The organism is Variovorax sp. MPBD4-3 (genome assembly GCF_058809745.1).
Genome location: NZ_JBXASW010000020.1, coordinates 67,566 through 83,312 on the forward strand (window position 1 = coordinate 67,566; position 15,747 = coordinate 83,312).

Here is a 15,747-nt window from a genome sequence, read left to right on the forward strand (position 1 = left end):
TGTCATTGGCCGCCGGCGCTGGAATCCACCGACGACGTGCCATAGAACGCACGCACCGCATCGACCAGGCGCGTACGTTCGAATTCGGGATGCAGCCGGTAGCGCACCAGGTGTTCGCCGACGAACAGCACGCCCACCATGATGGGAGACAGCACGTTGGCGAACAGCGACCAGTCGGAGAAAGGCCGCGTCAGGTAGATGGCGATGGACGCCAGCACCACGACCGCGAAGTACGCCGTCCAGATGCGCGTGAGCTGCGTGGTGTAGGCCAGCATGTGGCCCTTGAGCGGGTGCACGCGCTGGGCGAACTGGGTGATCAGCGGCAGGCCGCGGCCGCGCAGCGTGGAGCCGAACCAGCCGCACAGCAGCGCGTTGATGCCCACGTGCTGGAGCACGTAGAGACGGTTCGGGTCGCCGGCCTCACCGAGGAAGACGAGCACGAAGCCGGCAATGCCCAGCGCAACCGCGCCGGCGCAGCCCCAGCCGCCGAAGCGGCTGGCGGCAAAGCCGACGGCGGCAAGCCACAGCGGCCCCAGCAACACCACCACCGCCCACGGCTCGGTGGCGTGGAACAGCGTCATCCAGTGAGAGAGGCCGGCATAAGCGACTCCCATCAGCAGCAGGAGCGCCAATCGCCATCGAGACATGGGGTCAGGTAGCGACGCGGTGCTGGGCGACGTGGGTCGCGAGCGTGCGCAGCGACTGGAAGATCTGCTGGTTGCGCTCGTCGTCCGAGCGCAGCTGGAAACCGTAGCGGCGCGAGACTTCGAGCGCCACTTCGAGGATGTCGATCGAATCGAGTCCCAGGCCTTCGCCGTACAGGGGATCGGTGGGCACGATGTCCTCGGGGGCGATCTCGAGGTTCAACGCATTCACCAGCAACACGGCCAGCTCTTTTTCGATGGGCGACTGTTCAGGCGAATCGCCTACGGCGGAAGAATTGGTTTGGACGGTCGAGGACAACACGTGCTCCGGTTTGCGTTTGAATGAAAATTCACGGCAATTGTAAAGGCGGGGCTTGGATAGACTGCCGCAAGCCAACATTTGGGGACCCCATGACCGAGCCATTGTTAGTCGCACGCCACGAGACTGTCGAGTGCGCCCTCCTCCCCGGCCTGGCCAACCGCCACGGCCTGATCACCGGCGCCACCGGCACCGGCAAGACCGTCACGCTGCAGACCATCGCCGAAAAGCTGTCCGGCATCGGCGTGCCGGTGTTCATGGCCGACGTGAAGGGCGACCTGACCGGCATCAGCCAGAAAGGCAGCATCGGCGCCAAGCTGGCCGCCACGCTGGCCGAGCGCGGCATCGACGTGCCGGAACCCTCCGCCTGCCCCGTCACGCTGTGGGACGTGTTCGGCGAGCAGGGCCACCCGGTGCGCGCCACCATCTCCGACATGGGCCCGCTGCTGCTGAGCCGCATGCTCGACCTGAACGACACCCAGGCCGGCGTGCTGAACCTGGTGTTCAAGATAGCAGACGACAACGGCCTGCTGCTGCTCGACCTGAAGGACCTGCGCGCCATGCTGCAGTACGTGGGCGAGAACGCGAGCCAGTTCACCACGCAGTACGGCAACATCAGCGCCGCCAGCGTGGGCGCCATCCAGCGCGGGCTGGTGCAGATCGAGACCCAGGGCGGCGACAGGTTCTTCGGCGAGCCGATGCTCAACATCGCCGACTTCATGCAAACGGTGGGCGGCAAGGGTGTGATCAACATCCTGGCGGCCGACAAGCTCATGAATTCGCCGCGGCTCTACGCCACCTTCCTGCTCTGGATGCTGTCGGAGCTGTTCGAGCAACTGCCCGAAATCGGCGACCCCGAGCAGCCCAAGCTGGCCTTCTTCTTCGACGAAGCCCACCTGCTGTTCAACGAGGCGCCCAAGGCGCTGGTCGAGCGCATCGAGCTGGTGGTGCGGCTGGTGCGCTCCAAGGGCGTGGGCGTGTATTTCGTCACCCAGAACCCGCTGGACATTCCCGACACGGTGCTCGCCCAGCTCGGCAACCGGGTGCAGCACGCGCTGCGCGCCTTCACTCCGCGCGACCAGAAAGCGGTGAAAGCGGCCGCCAGCACCATGCGGCAGAAGCCGGGGCTGGACATCGAGACCGCCATCACCGAGCTCGCGGTGGGCGAGGCACTGGTCAGCTTCCTCGACGAGAAGGGCCGCCCCAGCGTGACCGAGCGCGTGTTCGTGCTGCCGCCGGGCAGCCAGCTCGGCCCGATCACCGCCGACCAGCGCAAGGCGCTGATCGCCAATTCGCTGGTGGCCGGCGTCTACGAGAAGGCGGTGGACCGCGAGTCGGCCTACGAAAAGCTCAAGGGCCGGGCCGAGAGCGCGCCCGGTGCGCCGCCGGCCACGCCGGCAGGCGGCAAGCCGGCGGCCGAAGCTTCCGGTTCGGGCGTGGGCGGCATGCTCAACGACATGCTCTTCGGCACCACCGGCCCGCGCGGCGCCAAGCACGACGGCCTGGTGCAGACCATGGCCAAGTCGGCGGTGCGCACCATGGGCACGTCGGTGGGCAAGGAGATCCTGCGCGGCGTGCTCGGCGGGATCTTCGGCAGCAAGAAGCGCTGAGCCTGCGCCCCGCGCACCGCGCCTACCAGCGCAGCAGGCGCGGGCCCAGCACGGCGCCCACCAGCACCGGCACCGCAATCCCGCTCACATACCAGACGGCAAGGAACGGCGCGGTCAGCTCCATGCAGTGCAGCGCATAGACCGCGGCGCCGACGCCGCCGGCCAGCGCTCCGGCCGCCGCGCCGGCCAGCGCCGGCCGCGTGGGCGCCAGCCCCCTGAGCGCCACCATCGTGGCCGCGAACACCGGCAGCGCCATCAGCCCGATGCTGACCGCGCAGATCCGCCACGACTGCCCCATGAGCGACGGCATGCGCTCCTGCGCCGGCACGCTGAACCAGGCGATCGCCGCCAGCACCCAGATGCCGGCCACCGGCAGCGCGGCGCCCATCCACGCATGCCGCGCGGGCACGCCGGGCCGCGAGAGGCGCTGCACGGCCACGAAGCCGGCCGCCGCAATGCACAGCGGGAACGTCACCTTGACCCAGAACATCGGCCAGAACATGGCCTGCACGATGTCGCGCCGCATGCCGTATTCGGCGAACAGGATGAAGAGCGACAGCGGCAACCCGGCCAGCACCGCCAGGCCGATGCGCCTGCTCGCGCTGCGGCGCGGCACGGCCACGTCGCCGGCGGACAGCATCGACACGAGGTCGTCGGTCTTCATGCGGCGTCTCCCCAGCGGTTGCCGAAGCGTGCGGCCAGCGCCTTCAGGCCGCGGTGGATACCGACCTTCACCGCCGATTCCGACATGCCCGTGAGGCTCGCAGCCTCGGCCACCGAGAGGCCCTCGATCTTCACGTGCACGATCGGCAAGCGCTGCCGCTCCGGCAGGGTCTGCAGCAGCCCGCCCAGGTCGCGCCGGGCGTCGCTGGCCTCCTCGGCCGACTCGGCGAACACGGCGAGGTCGTCGTCCAGCGGGTCATGCAGATCTTCGCGCACCGACTTGGCACGCAGCAGGTCGATCATCTTGTAGCGGGCAATGGCGTGCACCCAGGCCGTCAGCGGCTGGTCGCTCTGGTAGGTGTGACGCTGGTTGTGCATGGCGAGCAGGCATTCCTGAACAAGGTCTTCCACTTCATCGGGCCAGCCAAAGAGGCGCTTGCCCAGAAAGGCGCGCAAGTGCGCGCTGAGTCGCTGCAGGAAGTCGCGGTAGGCCTTCGCGTCGCCGTCCAGGCCGCGAAGGAACAGGCTGCGCAGCGCCGCTTCCGCGTCGCCCGGGTATGTCCTGCTGCCTGTTGTGTTTCGTGCCATCCGGTCGGCTGGTTACAGCCTCGCCCAAAAAAGTTCCGGCCGATTGTGCCGAAGCCGTCTGCTTGCAAGCACCACGCACCATCGATACATTGTGTTTTTTGAGGGCCCCCAATGTCTGCAGACAGCACAACGATCCCTTCCTCCCCGGGCAGCACCACGCCCATCCCCCCGCTCCACCCTTCGTCGTCGACCGGCCACATACGCCTGACTTCGCATGCCGGCGGCTTCGGCGCGCTGCCCATCCATTGGGGCGCGGCCACACCGGCCGAGCGCGGGCCGGTGGTCGGCACCACCACCAAGCGGGCGCATCGCAACGTCATCGGCACGCACAGCGGCTCCTACAGCGTGTATCGCGCGCTGGCCGTGGCCTCGGGCGCGCTCAAGCGCGAGCACAAGGCCGACCTGACCAACACCTCCCCCACCGACGTGATAGGCCCCTACCCGCAGTGGAGCGAGCCGGGCCGCATCGTGTCGCTCGACCCCTGGGGGGCGCAGGTGGCCGACGTGTTCGCCACCGAGCTGGCGGCCGGCTACGACATCCGCCCGACCATCGCGATCACCAAGGCGCACGTGATCCTGCCCGAGGTGATCGAGGCGCTGCAGAGCGGCCGGCTCAAGGCCGACGGCCACTTCCTCACGTCCGGCGGCGCGGCCATGGTCACCAAGGCCGCGATCGAGCCCGTCTGGTACCTGCCCGAGGTGGCGCGCCGCTTCGGCTGCTCCGAGACCGACCTGCGCCGCACCCTGTTCGAGGAAACCGGCGGCATGTACCCCGAACTGGTCACGCGCTCCGACCTCGAGGTGTTCCTGCCGCCCATCGGCGGGCAGACGCTCTACATCTTCGGCAACCCGCGCGACCTGGCCAACCCCGAGGTCGAGCTCACCGCGCGCATCCACGACGAGTGCAACGGCTCCGACGTGTTTGGCTCCGACATCTGCACCTGCCGGCCCTATCTCACGCACGCCATCGAGGAATGCATCATGGGCGCGCAGCGCGGCGGCGTGGGCCTGATCGCCTACTCGCGCAAGGAAGGCCGGGCGCTCGGCGAAGTGACCAAGTTCCTGGTCTACAACGCCCGCAAGCGGCAGGTGGGCGGCGACACGGCCGACCAGTATTTCGCCCGCACCGAATGCGTGGCCGGCGTGCAGGACATGCGCTTCCAGGAGCTCATGCCCGACGTCTTCCACTGGCTGGGCATCAGGAAGATCCACCGGCTGGTGTCAATGAGCAACATGAAGTTCGACGCGATCACCGGCTCGGGCATCGAGATCGGCGAGCGCGTGAACATTCCCGATGCGCTGATCCCGGCCGACGCCCGCGTCGAGATGGACGCCAAGATGGCCGCCGGCTATTTCACACCCGGCCCGGTGCCGGACGCCGAAGAACTGAAAAAGGCCAAGGGCCGAGGACTCAGCGAATGACGACAAGCCGCAACAGCGATCCCAACATGCCCGTCGACGGCTCCGGCAGCCTGCCGCCCGGCGGCGCGGGCAAGGTCGATCCGTCGATCGAATTCACCGCCGACACCGCCCATCCGGCCGGCGCCGCCAGCCTGCTGCGCACCACCGCGGCCATTCGCCAGCGCGCCGGCGCCCTGCTGGCGCGCGCGCGGCGCGGCGAATCGCAGTGGTTCCGCATCGGCGAGGACGACAAGCTGGAAGACGCGGCGCGCAACGTGGCCGAGGTCACGCGCGAGCGCTACCCCTGGGACACCATTCCGTACCACAGCCGCTGGCGCCACTTCGAGGCCGGCGGCATCAAGCGCATCGAGGAACTCGACACCCTGCTCGGCGAAGCCGACGCGCGGCAGCGCGCCCGCGCGCACATCGACCTGGTGCTGGTGAGCGTGCTGCTGGACGCCGGCGCCGGCCCCGACTGGCACTACACCGAAGCCGCCACCGGCGAACGCTTCACCCGCTCCGAAGGGCTGGCCGTGGCCAGCTACCACGCCTTCATGGCCGGACTGTTCTCGTCCGACCCCGACCACCCTTACCAGGTGGACGCGGCCGGCCTGCGCGGGCTGGTGACCGACCGCCTGGGCGACGCCTTCCAGGTCAGCGAGGCCAACCCGCTGGTCGGGCTGGCGGGCCGCGCCACGCTGCTGCGCCGCCTGGGCGAGGCCATGAACGAGCAGCCCGAGACCTTCGGCGACGAAGGCCGCCCGGGCCGGCTGTTCGACGCGCTGGTCGGCCCCTACGGCCCGGCCGCGCCGCCCACGGCCGAAATCACCGCGCACCAGATCCTGTCGCTGCTGCTTGATACGCTGTCGCGCATCTGGCCCTCAGCCAACTCGGTGGACAGCATCGCGGCCGACGGCAGCGACAGCCCCGGCGGCATCGGGTCGGGCGACCCCGCGCTCGCGCTGGGCGACTGCTGGCGCCACAGCGCCGTGAGCGGGCCCGGGCTCACCAACGGCTGGATGCCCTTCCACAAGCTGTCGCAGTGGCTCACCTACTCGCTGCTCGAACCCTTCGAATGGGCCGGCGTGAAGGTGCGCCACCTCGACGCGCTCACCGCCCTGCCCGAGTACCGCAACGGCGGCCTGCTGATCGACAGCGGCGTGATCGTGCCGAAGGACCCGGCCTTCCTCACCCGCCGATGGAAGGCGGGCGACGAGTTCATCGTCGAATGGCGCGCGCTGACCGTGGCGCTGCTCGACGAGCTTGCCCCCCGGGTGCGCAAGGTGCTCGACCGCACCGAAGACGAATTGCCGCTGGCCTGCGTGCTCGAAGGCGGCACCTGGGCCGCGGGCCGGGCGCTGGCACAGCGGTTGCGCGACGGTGCGCCGCCGCTGTCGATCGAGAGCGACGGCACTGTCTTTTAGACTCCGGTGTTCACCCAGCAACGTCAAACACAATTCCAATGAGCAACGTCCACCTCGTCAACCACCCCCTCGTCCAGCACAAGCTGACGCTGATGCGCCGCAAGGACGCCTCGACCAACAGCTTCCGCCGGCTCCTCAATGAAATCAGCATGCTCATGGCCTACGAGGTCACGCGCGACATGCCGATGCAGGACATCGAGGTCGAAACCCCGCTGGAGACCATGCAGGCCAAGGTCATCGACGGCAAGAAGCTGGTGCTGGTGTCCATTCTTCGCGCCGGCACCGGCATCCTGGACGGCATGCTGACCGTGGTGCCCGGCGCCCGCGTCGGCCATATCGGCCTGTACCGCGACCCCAAGACGCTGACGGCCGTCGAGTACTACTTCAAGATGCCCGGCGAAATGGAGAACCGCGACGTGATCGTGGTCGACCCGATGCTGGCCACCGGCAACTCGGCCGTGGCCGCGGTCGAGCGGCTGAAGGAGCTGAACCCGAAGTCGATCAAGTTCGTCTGCCTGCTGACCTGCCCCGAAGGCGTGAAGACGATGCAGACCGCGCACCCCGACGTGCCGATCTACACCGCCGCCATCGACCGCGAACTCGACAGCCACGGCTACATCCTGCCGGGCCTGGGCGACGCGGGCGACCGCATCTTCGGCACGAAGTAGGGCTCGCCCCCAGGCTTCGCGCACTTCGTGTCGCTACGCCTTCCCCCTGCCGGGGGCAGCACCTGAGGCCCGGCGGAGCCGGTTCCTCGGTGTTCTGGCTAGGAAGGCGCGGTTTTTGCGAGCCTAAGATTTCCATAACTCGAGGAGAAGCATCGTGGCAGCACGCCGTCAATTGATCATCCGTTCCGTCGCCATTGCCGCCGCGCTCGCGGCAGGCGCCCCGGGCCTTGCGCTCGCGCAGCAGGCCAAGCTGAAAGTGGCCGCGGTGTACACCGTGCCTTTCGAGCAGCAATGGGTGGGCCGCATCCACAAGGCGCTGAAGGCGGCCGAGGCGCGCGGCGAGATCGAATACAAGGCCACCGAGAACGTCAGCAACGCCGACTACGAGCGCGTGATGCGCGAGTACGCCACCGGCGGCAACCAGCTGATCCTGGGCGAGGTGTTCGGCGTGGAAGCCGCGGCGCGCAAGGTCGCCAAGGACTTTCCCAAGGTCGCCTTCCTGATGGGCTCGTCGCTCAAGCCGCAGGCGCCCAATTTCAGCGTGTTCGACAACTACATCCAGGAGCCCGCCTACCTGAGCGGCATGGTGGCCGGCGGCATGACCAAGACCAACCGCATCGGCATGGTCGGCGGCTTCCCGATTCCCGAAGTGAACCGGCTGATGAACGCCTTCATGGCGGGCGCCAAGGAAACCAACCCGAAGGTCGAGTTCAGCGTGAGCTTCATCAACAGCTGGTTCGACCCGCCGAAGGCCAAGGAAGCCGCCTTCGCCATGATCGACAAGGGCGCGGACGTGATGTACGCCGAGCGCTTCGGTGTCTCCGACGCGGCCAAGGAAAAGGGCAAGCTCGCCATCGGCAACGTGATCGACACGCAGAGCCAGTACCCCGACACGGTGGTGGCGTCGGCACTGTGGAACTTCGAGCCCGCGGCCGACCGCGCGATCAAGCTGGTCAAGGAAGGCAAGTTCGCGGCCGAGGACTACGGCGTGTACGCGCAGATGAAGCACAAGGGCTCCGAGCTCGCGCCGCTCGGCACCTTCGAGAAGAAAGTGCCGGCCGACATCATCGCCAAGGTGAAGGCCAAGCAGGCCGACATCCTCGCGGGCAAGTTCACCGTGAAGGTGGACGACGGCCAACCCAAGTCCACAGCCAAGTAAACGCCTCCAAGTGCCCATGAATCCTGCGCGATGGCGCACCGCAATCCGGGGCGTGGCGGTTGCGGCGCTGGCCGTCGCCGGACTGGCCGCCTGCCAGCCTGAATCCGCCGGCACGGCGGCGCCCGTGGTGGCTGCACCCGCCGCCCCCGCTGCCGCCGCGGCGCCCGCGCCGGCCGCCGCCGTCCCCGCAGGCATTCCGGCGGCGCTGCAGGAGCGCGCCGACGCCCTGCTCGCCGCCCACCGGCAGATGATCGTGCTGATGACCGGCGAGCGCACGCTCGACGCGGCCGAGAAGCGCGCGGTGGGCGCGGTCGGGCAACTGCTGTTCCACGACATGCAGGAGCGGCAGCAGGCGCTCATCGCGCAGGCGGGCGAGATGGCCGACCCGGCCACCGTGCCGGCGCTGAACGCGCTGCTGGACCGCATCGAAAGCGAACCCAGCTGGTTCGACGCCGACCGCCTCGCATTCAAGGAATTCCTCACCGAGCTGAGCACGCGCTACGCCCAGGCGCAGTCGCTGCCCGGCCTCAAGCTCGGCCGCCGCGCCAGCGAAGACCTGGCCGTGCTCGCCGAGATCGAACAGGCCTACGACCGCGAGCTGAAAGACGTGTTCGGCCGCTTCGCGCAGCGCGGCATCGAGCCCAGGCGCGAGAAGTGGTCCGACTACGTGGCCAAGCTGCAGGGCCTGTATTCGCGCGAGAAGATCCTGAAGGACTTCGGCGCCATCGTTCCGTACACGCAGGCAACCCAGCCCGCCGGCACCGGCGCCAAGGAGAAGGAGGGCGCCGACACCCGGGAGATCTTCGGCACCTCGCTGCCGCCCAGGACCGTGGTGCTGACCTTCGACGACGGCCCGCACGCCAGGCACACCGACGAGATCCTGGAGATCCTCAAGCGCTACGACGCGCCCGCCATCTTCTTCGAGCTGGGCCGCAACCTCGGCAAGCTCGACGCGCAGGGCAAGGCGCAGCTGGGCGCCAACGGCGCGGTGGCCAAGCGCGTGCTGGCCGCCGGCCACGTGCTCGCCAATCACAGCTTCAGCCACGGCGTGATGGCCAAGATGAGCGACGACACGGTGCGCACCGAGGCCTCCGAGACCGAGGCCCTGCTCGACGCCACCGGCCGCCCGCAGTCCACCCTGTTCCGCTTTCCCTACGGCGCGCGCAACGAAGACAAGCTGAGCACGGTCGAGGCGCTCAAGCTGCGCTCGATGCTCTGGACCGTCGACTCCATGGACTGGGCCGACCCGGTGCCCAAGTCGATCGCCGACCGCGTGCTGGCCGAGGTCGACAAGGCCAAGCGCGGCGTGATCCTGTTCCATGACATCCAGGGCCGCACCGTGCAGGCCCTGCCCACGGTGCTCGACCAGCTGGTGGCCGACGGCTACCGCTTCGCCACCTGGCGCGACGGCAAGTTCGTCGTCAACGCGGCCAAGCGGCCCGCGCCCGACGACGGCGTGGCCGCCGCCGGCAGCGGCGACACGCTCTACCGCGACAGCCACGCGCTGGTGATCGGCATCGACAAGTACGCCAAGTGGCCCGGCCTGCACCACGCCGTGCCCGACGCCAGGTCGATGGAGCAACTGCTCGTCACCCGCTTCGGCTTCAAGCCCGAGAACGTCACCTCGCTGTACGACGGCGAGGCCACGCGCGCCAACATCCTGCGCGTGCTGAACGACAAGCTCGCCGACACCAAGCGCGTGAAGCGCGACGACCGCGTGCTGGTGTTCTTCGCCGGCCACGGCAGCACCCGCAAGCTCGCGAGCGGGCGCGACGTGGGCTACATCATCCCGGTCGATGCGGCGCTGGACGACCTGGCCTCCGACGCCATCTCGATGCCGCAATTGCAGGAGGTGGCCGAGGCGCTGTCGGCCAAGCACGTGCTGTTCATGGTGGACGCCTGCTATTCGGGCCTGGGCCTCACGCGCGGCGGTGCGCCGCGCGGCAGCAAGAACTTCCTGAGCGACAACGCGCGCCGGGTCGGCCGCCAGATGATCACCGCCGGCGGCGCCGACCAGCAGGTGGCCGACGACGGCCCCGGCGGGCATTCGGTCTTCACGTGGACCGTGCTGCAGGCGCTGTCGGGCAAGGCCGACCTGAACGGCGACGGCGTCATCACCGGCACCGAGCTTGCTGCCTATGTGGCGCCGGCAGTCTCGGCCATCGCGCGGCAGACGCCGGCGTTCGGCAGCCTGCCGGGCTCGGAGGGCGGCGAGTTCGTGTTCGAGCTGCCCACCGAGCGCGAGGGCCTGAGCGGCGACATCGTGCAGCTCGACGCGGCCGCCAGCCAGGTCAACAAACGCATCGACGAGGCCAACGAGCAGGCCGTGCACACCTCGGCGGCCACACCCAAGACCGGCCCCGCTGCCATCGAGGTGGTGGTGAAGAACCTCGAAGGCGCCGACGCCAGGCTGACCATGCCGGCCGCGGCGCCGGTGTCGCCGCGCGTGGCCGCCCAGCGCGCCAACGACCGCGGCCTGCAGCTGTACCGCGAGCGCCGCTACGACGAAGCCGAAGCCGCCTTCACCGAGGCGCTGAAGCTGCAGCCGCGCTTTGCGCTGGCGGCCAACAACCTGGGCTTCGTGTACTTCAAGCGCGGCAAGCCGGTGGAGGCCGCGCGCTGGTTCGAGCAGGCCATCGAGATGGACGGCAGCCGCGCCCTCGCCTACCTGAACCTGGGCGATGCCTACCTGCAGTCGGGCAACGACGCCAAGGCGCTGGCCGCCTACACCACCTTCGTCGGCCTGGCGCCGAAGCACGCGCGCGTCGCGTCGCTGCAAGCCTGGATCGCCACGCCCGACGCCGCGCACCGCCCGCAACTACCGACGAACTCATGATGAAGAACCACACATCCTCCCTGCTGCGGCGCCTGCGCGCGCCCGTGCTGGCCGCCACGCTCGGGGTGCTGCTGGCGGGCTGCGCCGGCGTCTACAAGTCCGGCGCGGTCAGCATCAACAGCGGCACGCGGCTCGACGACACGCCGCGCATCGCGGTGCTGTCGGCCTTCGAGCCCGAGCTGAAGCTTCTGCTGACCCGGCTGCAGGGCCCGGTGAAGCACAGCGTGAACGGCGTGGAGTTCACCACCGGCACGCTCGAAGGCAAGCCCGTGGTGCTGTTCCTGTCAGGCATCAGCATGACGAACGCGACCATGAACACGCAGCTGGTGCTCAACCGCTTTCGCATCACCAACATCGTGTTCAGCGGCATCGCGGGCGGCGTGAACCCGCAGCTGCACGTGGGCGACGTGACCGTGCCCGCGCAGTGGGGCCAGTACCTCGAAGTGCTGATGGCGCGCGAGACCGCGCCGGGCAGGTACAGCGCGCCGCCCTTCATCACCGACGCCACGCTGCCTAACTTCGGGATGATGTTCCCGCGCCCGGTCGAGGTGCGCTCGGCGGCCAACCCGGAGATCGTGCGCAAGTTCTGGTTCGAGGCCGACCCGAAGATGCTCGAGGTGGCGCGCAGCATCCGCAACGTCGACCTGGCGAACTGCGGCGCCGGCAAGTGCCTGCCGCGCAAGCCGCAGCTGGTGGTGGGCGGCAACGGCGTGTCGGGCCAGGCCTTCATGGACAACAAGGCCTACCGCGAATACACCTACAGGACTTTCCAGGCCAACGTGCTCGACATGGAAACCGCCGCCGTGGGCATGGTCGCCTACAGCAACGGCGTGCCCTTCATCGCCTTCCGCTCGCTCAGCGACCTCGCGGGCGGCGGCGACGGCGAGAACGAAATGGGCACCTTCATGAGCATCGCGGCGGACAACTCCGCCAAGGTGATGCTGGCGTTCCTGGCCGCGTGGAAGTGACGGCGGCGCCCGCTGGTTCCATCCGCCTTGTTCTGCTTCCGGGCATGGACGGCACCGGCGAGCTGTTCGAGCCCCTGGCCCAGGCCATGGGACGGCGAAACGACGCCATCGACGTGGTGCGCTACCCCGGCACCGAGCCGCTGGGCTATGACGAACTCGAACGGCTTGTGCGCGCGCGGCTCCCCGCCGGCCAGCCCTTCGTGCTGCTGGGCGAATCCTTCTCCGGCCCGCTCGCGATCTCCATTGCGGCGACGCCGCCGCCGGGACTGCGCGGGCTGATCCTTTGCTGCAGCTTTGCCCGCAGCCCCAAGCCGGGGCTGGCGCTGCTGCGTGGCGGCCTGCTCGAACTGTCGATGATGTTCATGCACTCCGGCCTGATGCGCGGCCCCATGCGCCGCATGCTGCTGGGCCGCTTTGCCACGCCACGCCTTTCGGCCTTGCTGCAGGGGTCGCTGCGGCAGGTGTCGACCGCCGTCATGACACGCCGCATGAAGGAAGTGCAGCGCGTGAACGTGGTCGACAGGCTCGCGCAGGTGCGCGTGCCGGTGATGTACCTGCAGGCCATCGAGGACCGCATCGTTCCCGGCCAGGCCGCCCGTACCATCCAGCGCGCGCTGTCGGGCCTTCGCATCGTCCGACTGGAAGGCCCGCACGGCCTGCTGCAGGCCGCGCCCGTCGCTGCCGCCCAGGCCATCGAAAACTTTTGCCGCGAGCTCGGCAGCCCCGAGCCCGCCATCCCATGAACCCTCTTGTGCTCCGGCTCACCGGCATCACCAAGCGCTTCGGCGCCCTGGTGGCCAACGACGCGATTTCCCTCGACCTGCAGGGCGGCGAAGTGCTCGCGCTGCTCGGCGAGAACGGCGCGGGCAAGTCGACGCTGATGTCGATCCTGTTCGGCCACTACGTCGCCGACGAAGGCGGCATCGAAGTGTTCGGCGCGCCGCTGCCGCCGGGCAACCCCAAGGCCGCGCTGGCCGCCGGCGTGGGCATGGTGCACCAGCACTTCACGCTGGCCGACAACCTCAGCGTGCTCGACAACGTGATGATGGGCACCGAGCCGCTGTGGCGCCCGGTGTCGCGCCGGGCGGCCGCGCGGGCCAGGCTGCTCGAGGTGGCGCAGCGCTTCGGCCTGCCGGTGCAGCCGGACGCGAAGATCGGCAGCCTGTCGGTCGGCGAGCGCCAGCGGGTGGAAATTCTCAAGGCGCTGTACCGCGGCGCGCGCATCCTGATCCTCGACGAGCCGACCGCCGTGCTCACGCCCCAGGAGAGCGAGGCGCTGTTCGCCACGCTGGCGCAGATGGTGGCGCAGGGCCTGTCGGTCATCTTCATCAGCCACAAGCTCGGCGAGGTGCTGCGCGTGTCGCACCGCGTGGCGGTGCTGCGCGGCGGCAAGCTGGTGGCGCAGGCGCGCACGGCCGACACCACGCAGGCGCAGCTCGCGCTGTGGATGGTGGGCCATGCCGTCGAGGCACCGCAGCGCCGGCCCGCCAAGTCGGTGGGCGACGCGGTCTGCGTGCTCGACCATGTGAGCACCGCCGCCGGCAAGGACGGCGGGCAGGACCATTCGGCCGGCCTTCGCGAGGTGTCGCTGACGCTGCGCGCCGGCGAAATCACTGCCATCGCGGGCGTGTCCGGCAACGGGCAGGTCGCGCTGGCCGAACTGCTGTGCGGCACGCGCCGGGTTTCGTCCGGCTCCGCGCAGCTGATGGGCCGCGCCTTGCCGCCCTCGCCTGCCCGGCTGGTGCAGCGCGGCGTCGCGCGCATTCCCGAAGACCGGCACGCGGTAGGCGTGGTCGGCGACCTGCCGGTGTGGGAGAACGCGGTGTCGGAGCGGCTGCGCAGCCCGGTGTTCTCGCGCTGGTCGTTCATCGTGAAGCGCGCCGCCGCGCGGCTGCATGCGCGCCGCATAGAAAAGGCGTTCGACGTGCGCGGCGCCGGGCTGATGGCGCCGGCCCGGTCGCTCTCCGGCGGGAACATGCAGAAGCTGATCCTGGGCCGCGCCCTGCTCTCGCCCGAGCAGCCCGAAACGGCCAAGGGCGACGACAACAGGAAGTATCCGAACCGCGCGCCGCGCCTCATCGTCGCGCACCAGCCGACCTGGGGCCTGGACATCGGCGCGGTCGCCTATGTGCAGCAGCAGCTCATCGCCGCGCGCGACGCTGGCGCGGCCGTGCTGGTGATTTCGGACGACCTCGACGAAGTGCTGGCGCTCGGCGACCGGGTGGCCGTGATGCACGGCGGCCATCTGGGCGAGGCGCGCCCCGCCGCCGCATGGACGCGCGAGGCCATCGGCCTGGCCATGGCCGGCGCAACCACGGCGCCGCAGCGCAACGGAGCGTCCTCATGATGCGGCTCGAGAAACGCCACCAGGCCTCCCGCGCCGCGCTGGTGCTGGCACCCGTGGGCGCGGTCGTGTTCACCATGCTCGTCAGCGCCCTGCTGGTGCTGTGGGCCGGCGCGCCGGTCGGCCGCACCTATGCGCTGCTGCTGCAGGGCGGTTTCGGCTCGGTGTTCGCCTGGAGCGAAACGCTGACGCGCGCCATTCCGCTGATCCTCACCGGGCTGGCGGCCACGGTCGCCTTCAAGGCGCGGCTCTTCAACATCGGCGCCGAGGGGCAGCTCTACGCGGGTGCGCTGGCGGCCGTCGCCGTGGGCGGCATGCATGGCGGCACGGGCTTCGAGCTGTCGCCCTGGCTGCTGTTCCCGCTGATGATGCTGGCCGCCGCCGTGGCCGACGCGCTGATGCTGCTGGGCCCGGCGCTCATGAAGAACAAGCTGGGCGTGGACGAGGTCGTGACCACGCTGCTGATCAATTTCATCGTGCTGCTGGGCGTGTCTGCGCTGCTCGACGGGCCGATGAAAGACCCGACCGCCATGGGCTGGCCGCAGAGCGTGTCGCTGCAGTCCGACCTGGAGCTGGGCAAGCTGGTCGCGCAGACGCGGGTGCACACCGGGCTCTTGTGGGCGGTGTCGCTCGCGGTGATGGTGTGGGCCGTCTTCAAGTACACGGTGCTGGGCTTCGACATCCGCGCGGTGGGCGCCAATGCGCGCGCCGCCGCCTTCGCGGGCGTGCCGGTGACGCGCACCGTGGTCATGGTGGCGCTGCTTTCCGGCGCGCTGGCCGGGCTGGCGGGCGCCATCGAGGTGGCGGGCCGCACCAGCTACGTCACGCTCGACATGTCGCCGGGCTACGGCTACACCGGCATCGTGATCGCCATGCTGGCCGGCCTCCACCCGCTGGGCGTGATCGCGGCCGGCGTGTTCGTGGCGGGCGTGCTGGTGGGGGCCGACACCATGAGCCGCGCCGTGGGCGTGCCGACCTATATCGCCGACGTGATCGTCGCGGCCTCGCTGATCGCGGTGCTGGTGGCGACCTTGCTGACGCAGTACCGGGTGAGGATGAAGAAATGATCTTGGCCCTGGCTTCTTCTTTCTTGCTCCTTCCCCCGCTGGGGGAAGGCCGGGAT

The 15,747-nt window shown here is 69.5% G+C and carries 14 protein-coding genes; 10 read left to right on the forward strand and 4 right to left on the reverse strand.

What is annotated here, in order from left to right:
* Positions 1-2: 2 nt before the first annotated feature.
* Positions 3-647 carry a COG4648 family protein gene (locus AC1RVW_RS14720; RefSeq protein WP_285410193.1) on the reverse strand — a complete coding sequence of 215 codons (645 nt, stop codon included), beginning with the start codon at positions 645-647 and terminating at the stop codon, positions 3-5.
* Between the two features lie 4 nt (positions 648-651).
* Positions 652-963, reverse strand: a complete 312-nt coding sequence (locus tag AC1RVW_RS14725) for a phosphopantetheine-binding protein (protein WP_081271696.1) — start codon at positions 961-963, stop codon at positions 652-654.
* Positions 964-1,055: 92 nt separating this feature from the next.
* Here AC1RVW_RS14725 and AC1RVW_RS14730 point away from each other — a divergent pair, with 92 nt between their 5' ends.
* Complete coding sequence (locus AC1RVW_RS14730; RefSeq protein ID WP_493200717.1) at positions 1,056-2,573, forward strand: helicase HerA-like domain-containing protein; 1,518 nt, start codon at positions 1,056-1,058, stop codon at positions 2,571-2,573.
* Between the two features lie 22 nt (positions 2,574-2,595).
* On the opposite strand, the gene AC1RVW_RS14735 is transcribed toward AC1RVW_RS14730, so the two are convergent.
* Both AC1RVW_RS14735 and AC1RVW_RS14740 read right to left on the reverse strand, forming a co-directional pair.
* A complete protein-coding gene (locus AC1RVW_RS14735; protein ID WP_493200719.1) occupies positions 2,596-3,237 on the reverse strand; it encodes a DUF1109 domain-containing protein in 642 nt (213 codons plus the stop codon).
* Positions 3,234-3,824: a sigma-70 family RNA polymerase sigma factor gene (locus AC1RVW_RS14740; protein WP_493200721.1), complete on the reverse strand. Its 591-nt coding sequence runs from the start codon at positions 3,822-3,824 to the stop codon at positions 3,234-3,236. The genes AC1RVW_RS14735 and AC1RVW_RS14740 overlap by 4 nt, the downstream gene beginning before the upstream one ends.
* 111 nt (positions 3,825-3,935) lie before the next feature.
* On the opposite strand from AC1RVW_RS14740, the gene AC1RVW_RS14745 reads away from it, so the two are divergent.
* The 9 genes from AC1RVW_RS14745 (at position 3,936) to AC1RVW_RS14785 (ending at position 15,691) form a co-directional block, all read left to right on the forward strand.
* Entirely contained in the window at positions 3,936-5,246 is a 1,311-nt protein-coding gene (locus AC1RVW_RS14745; protein WP_081265874.1) for a GTP cyclohydrolase II, read from the forward strand.
* Positions 5,243-6,649 (forward strand): URC4/urg3 family protein, encoded by a 1,407-nt coding sequence (locus AC1RVW_RS14750; protein ID WP_285410183.1) that lies wholly within the window; start codon positions 5,243-5,245, stop codon positions 6,647-6,649. Before AC1RVW_RS14745 ends, AC1RVW_RS14750 begins: the two co-directional genes overlap by 4 nt.
* 38 nt (positions 6,650-6,687) lie before the next feature.
* Positions 6,688-7,317, forward strand: coding sequence for a uracil phosphoribosyltransferase (gene upp / locus AC1RVW_RS14755; protein WP_081265876.1), 630 nt, complete (start codon positions 6,688-6,690; stop codon positions 7,315-7,317).
* Positions 7,318-7,471: 154 nt separating this feature from the next.
* Positions 7,472-8,476: a BMP family protein gene (locus tag AC1RVW_RS14760; RefSeq protein ID WP_081265877.1), complete on the forward strand. Its 1,005-nt coding sequence runs from the start codon at positions 7,472-7,474 to the stop codon at positions 8,474-8,476.
* A 16-nt stretch (positions 8,477-8,492) separates the two neighbouring features.
* Positions 8,493-11,312, forward strand: coding sequence for a polysaccharide deacetylase family protein (locus AC1RVW_RS14765; protein WP_493200725.1), 2,820 nt, complete (start codon positions 8,493-8,495; stop codon positions 11,310-11,312).
* On the forward strand, positions 11,312-12,280 hold the full coding sequence (locus AC1RVW_RS14770) for a 5'-methylthioadenosine/S-adenosylhomocysteine nucleosidase (protein WP_493200726.1): 969 nt from the start codon (positions 11,312-11,314) through the stop codon (positions 12,278-12,280). Before AC1RVW_RS14765 ends, AC1RVW_RS14770 begins: the two co-directional genes overlap by 1 nt.
* A 44-nt stretch (positions 12,281-12,324) precedes the next feature.
* Entirely contained in the window at positions 12,325-13,023 is a 699-nt protein-coding gene (locus tag AC1RVW_RS14775; RefSeq protein ID WP_493200728.1) for an alpha/beta fold hydrolase, read from the forward strand.
* Positions 13,020-14,627: an ABC transporter ATP-binding protein gene (locus AC1RVW_RS14780; protein WP_493200730.1), complete on the forward strand. Its 1,608-nt coding sequence runs from the start codon at positions 13,020-13,022 to the stop codon at positions 14,625-14,627. The genes AC1RVW_RS14775 and AC1RVW_RS14780 overlap by 4 nt, the downstream gene beginning before the upstream one ends.
* A complete protein-coding gene (locus tag AC1RVW_RS14785; RefSeq protein WP_493200734.1) occupies positions 14,627-15,691 on the forward strand; it encodes an ABC transporter permease in 1,065 nt (354 codons plus the stop codon). The genes AC1RVW_RS14780 and AC1RVW_RS14785 overlap by 1 nt, the downstream gene beginning before the upstream one ends.
* The last annotated feature ends 56 nt before the right edge of the window (positions 15,692-15,747 follow it).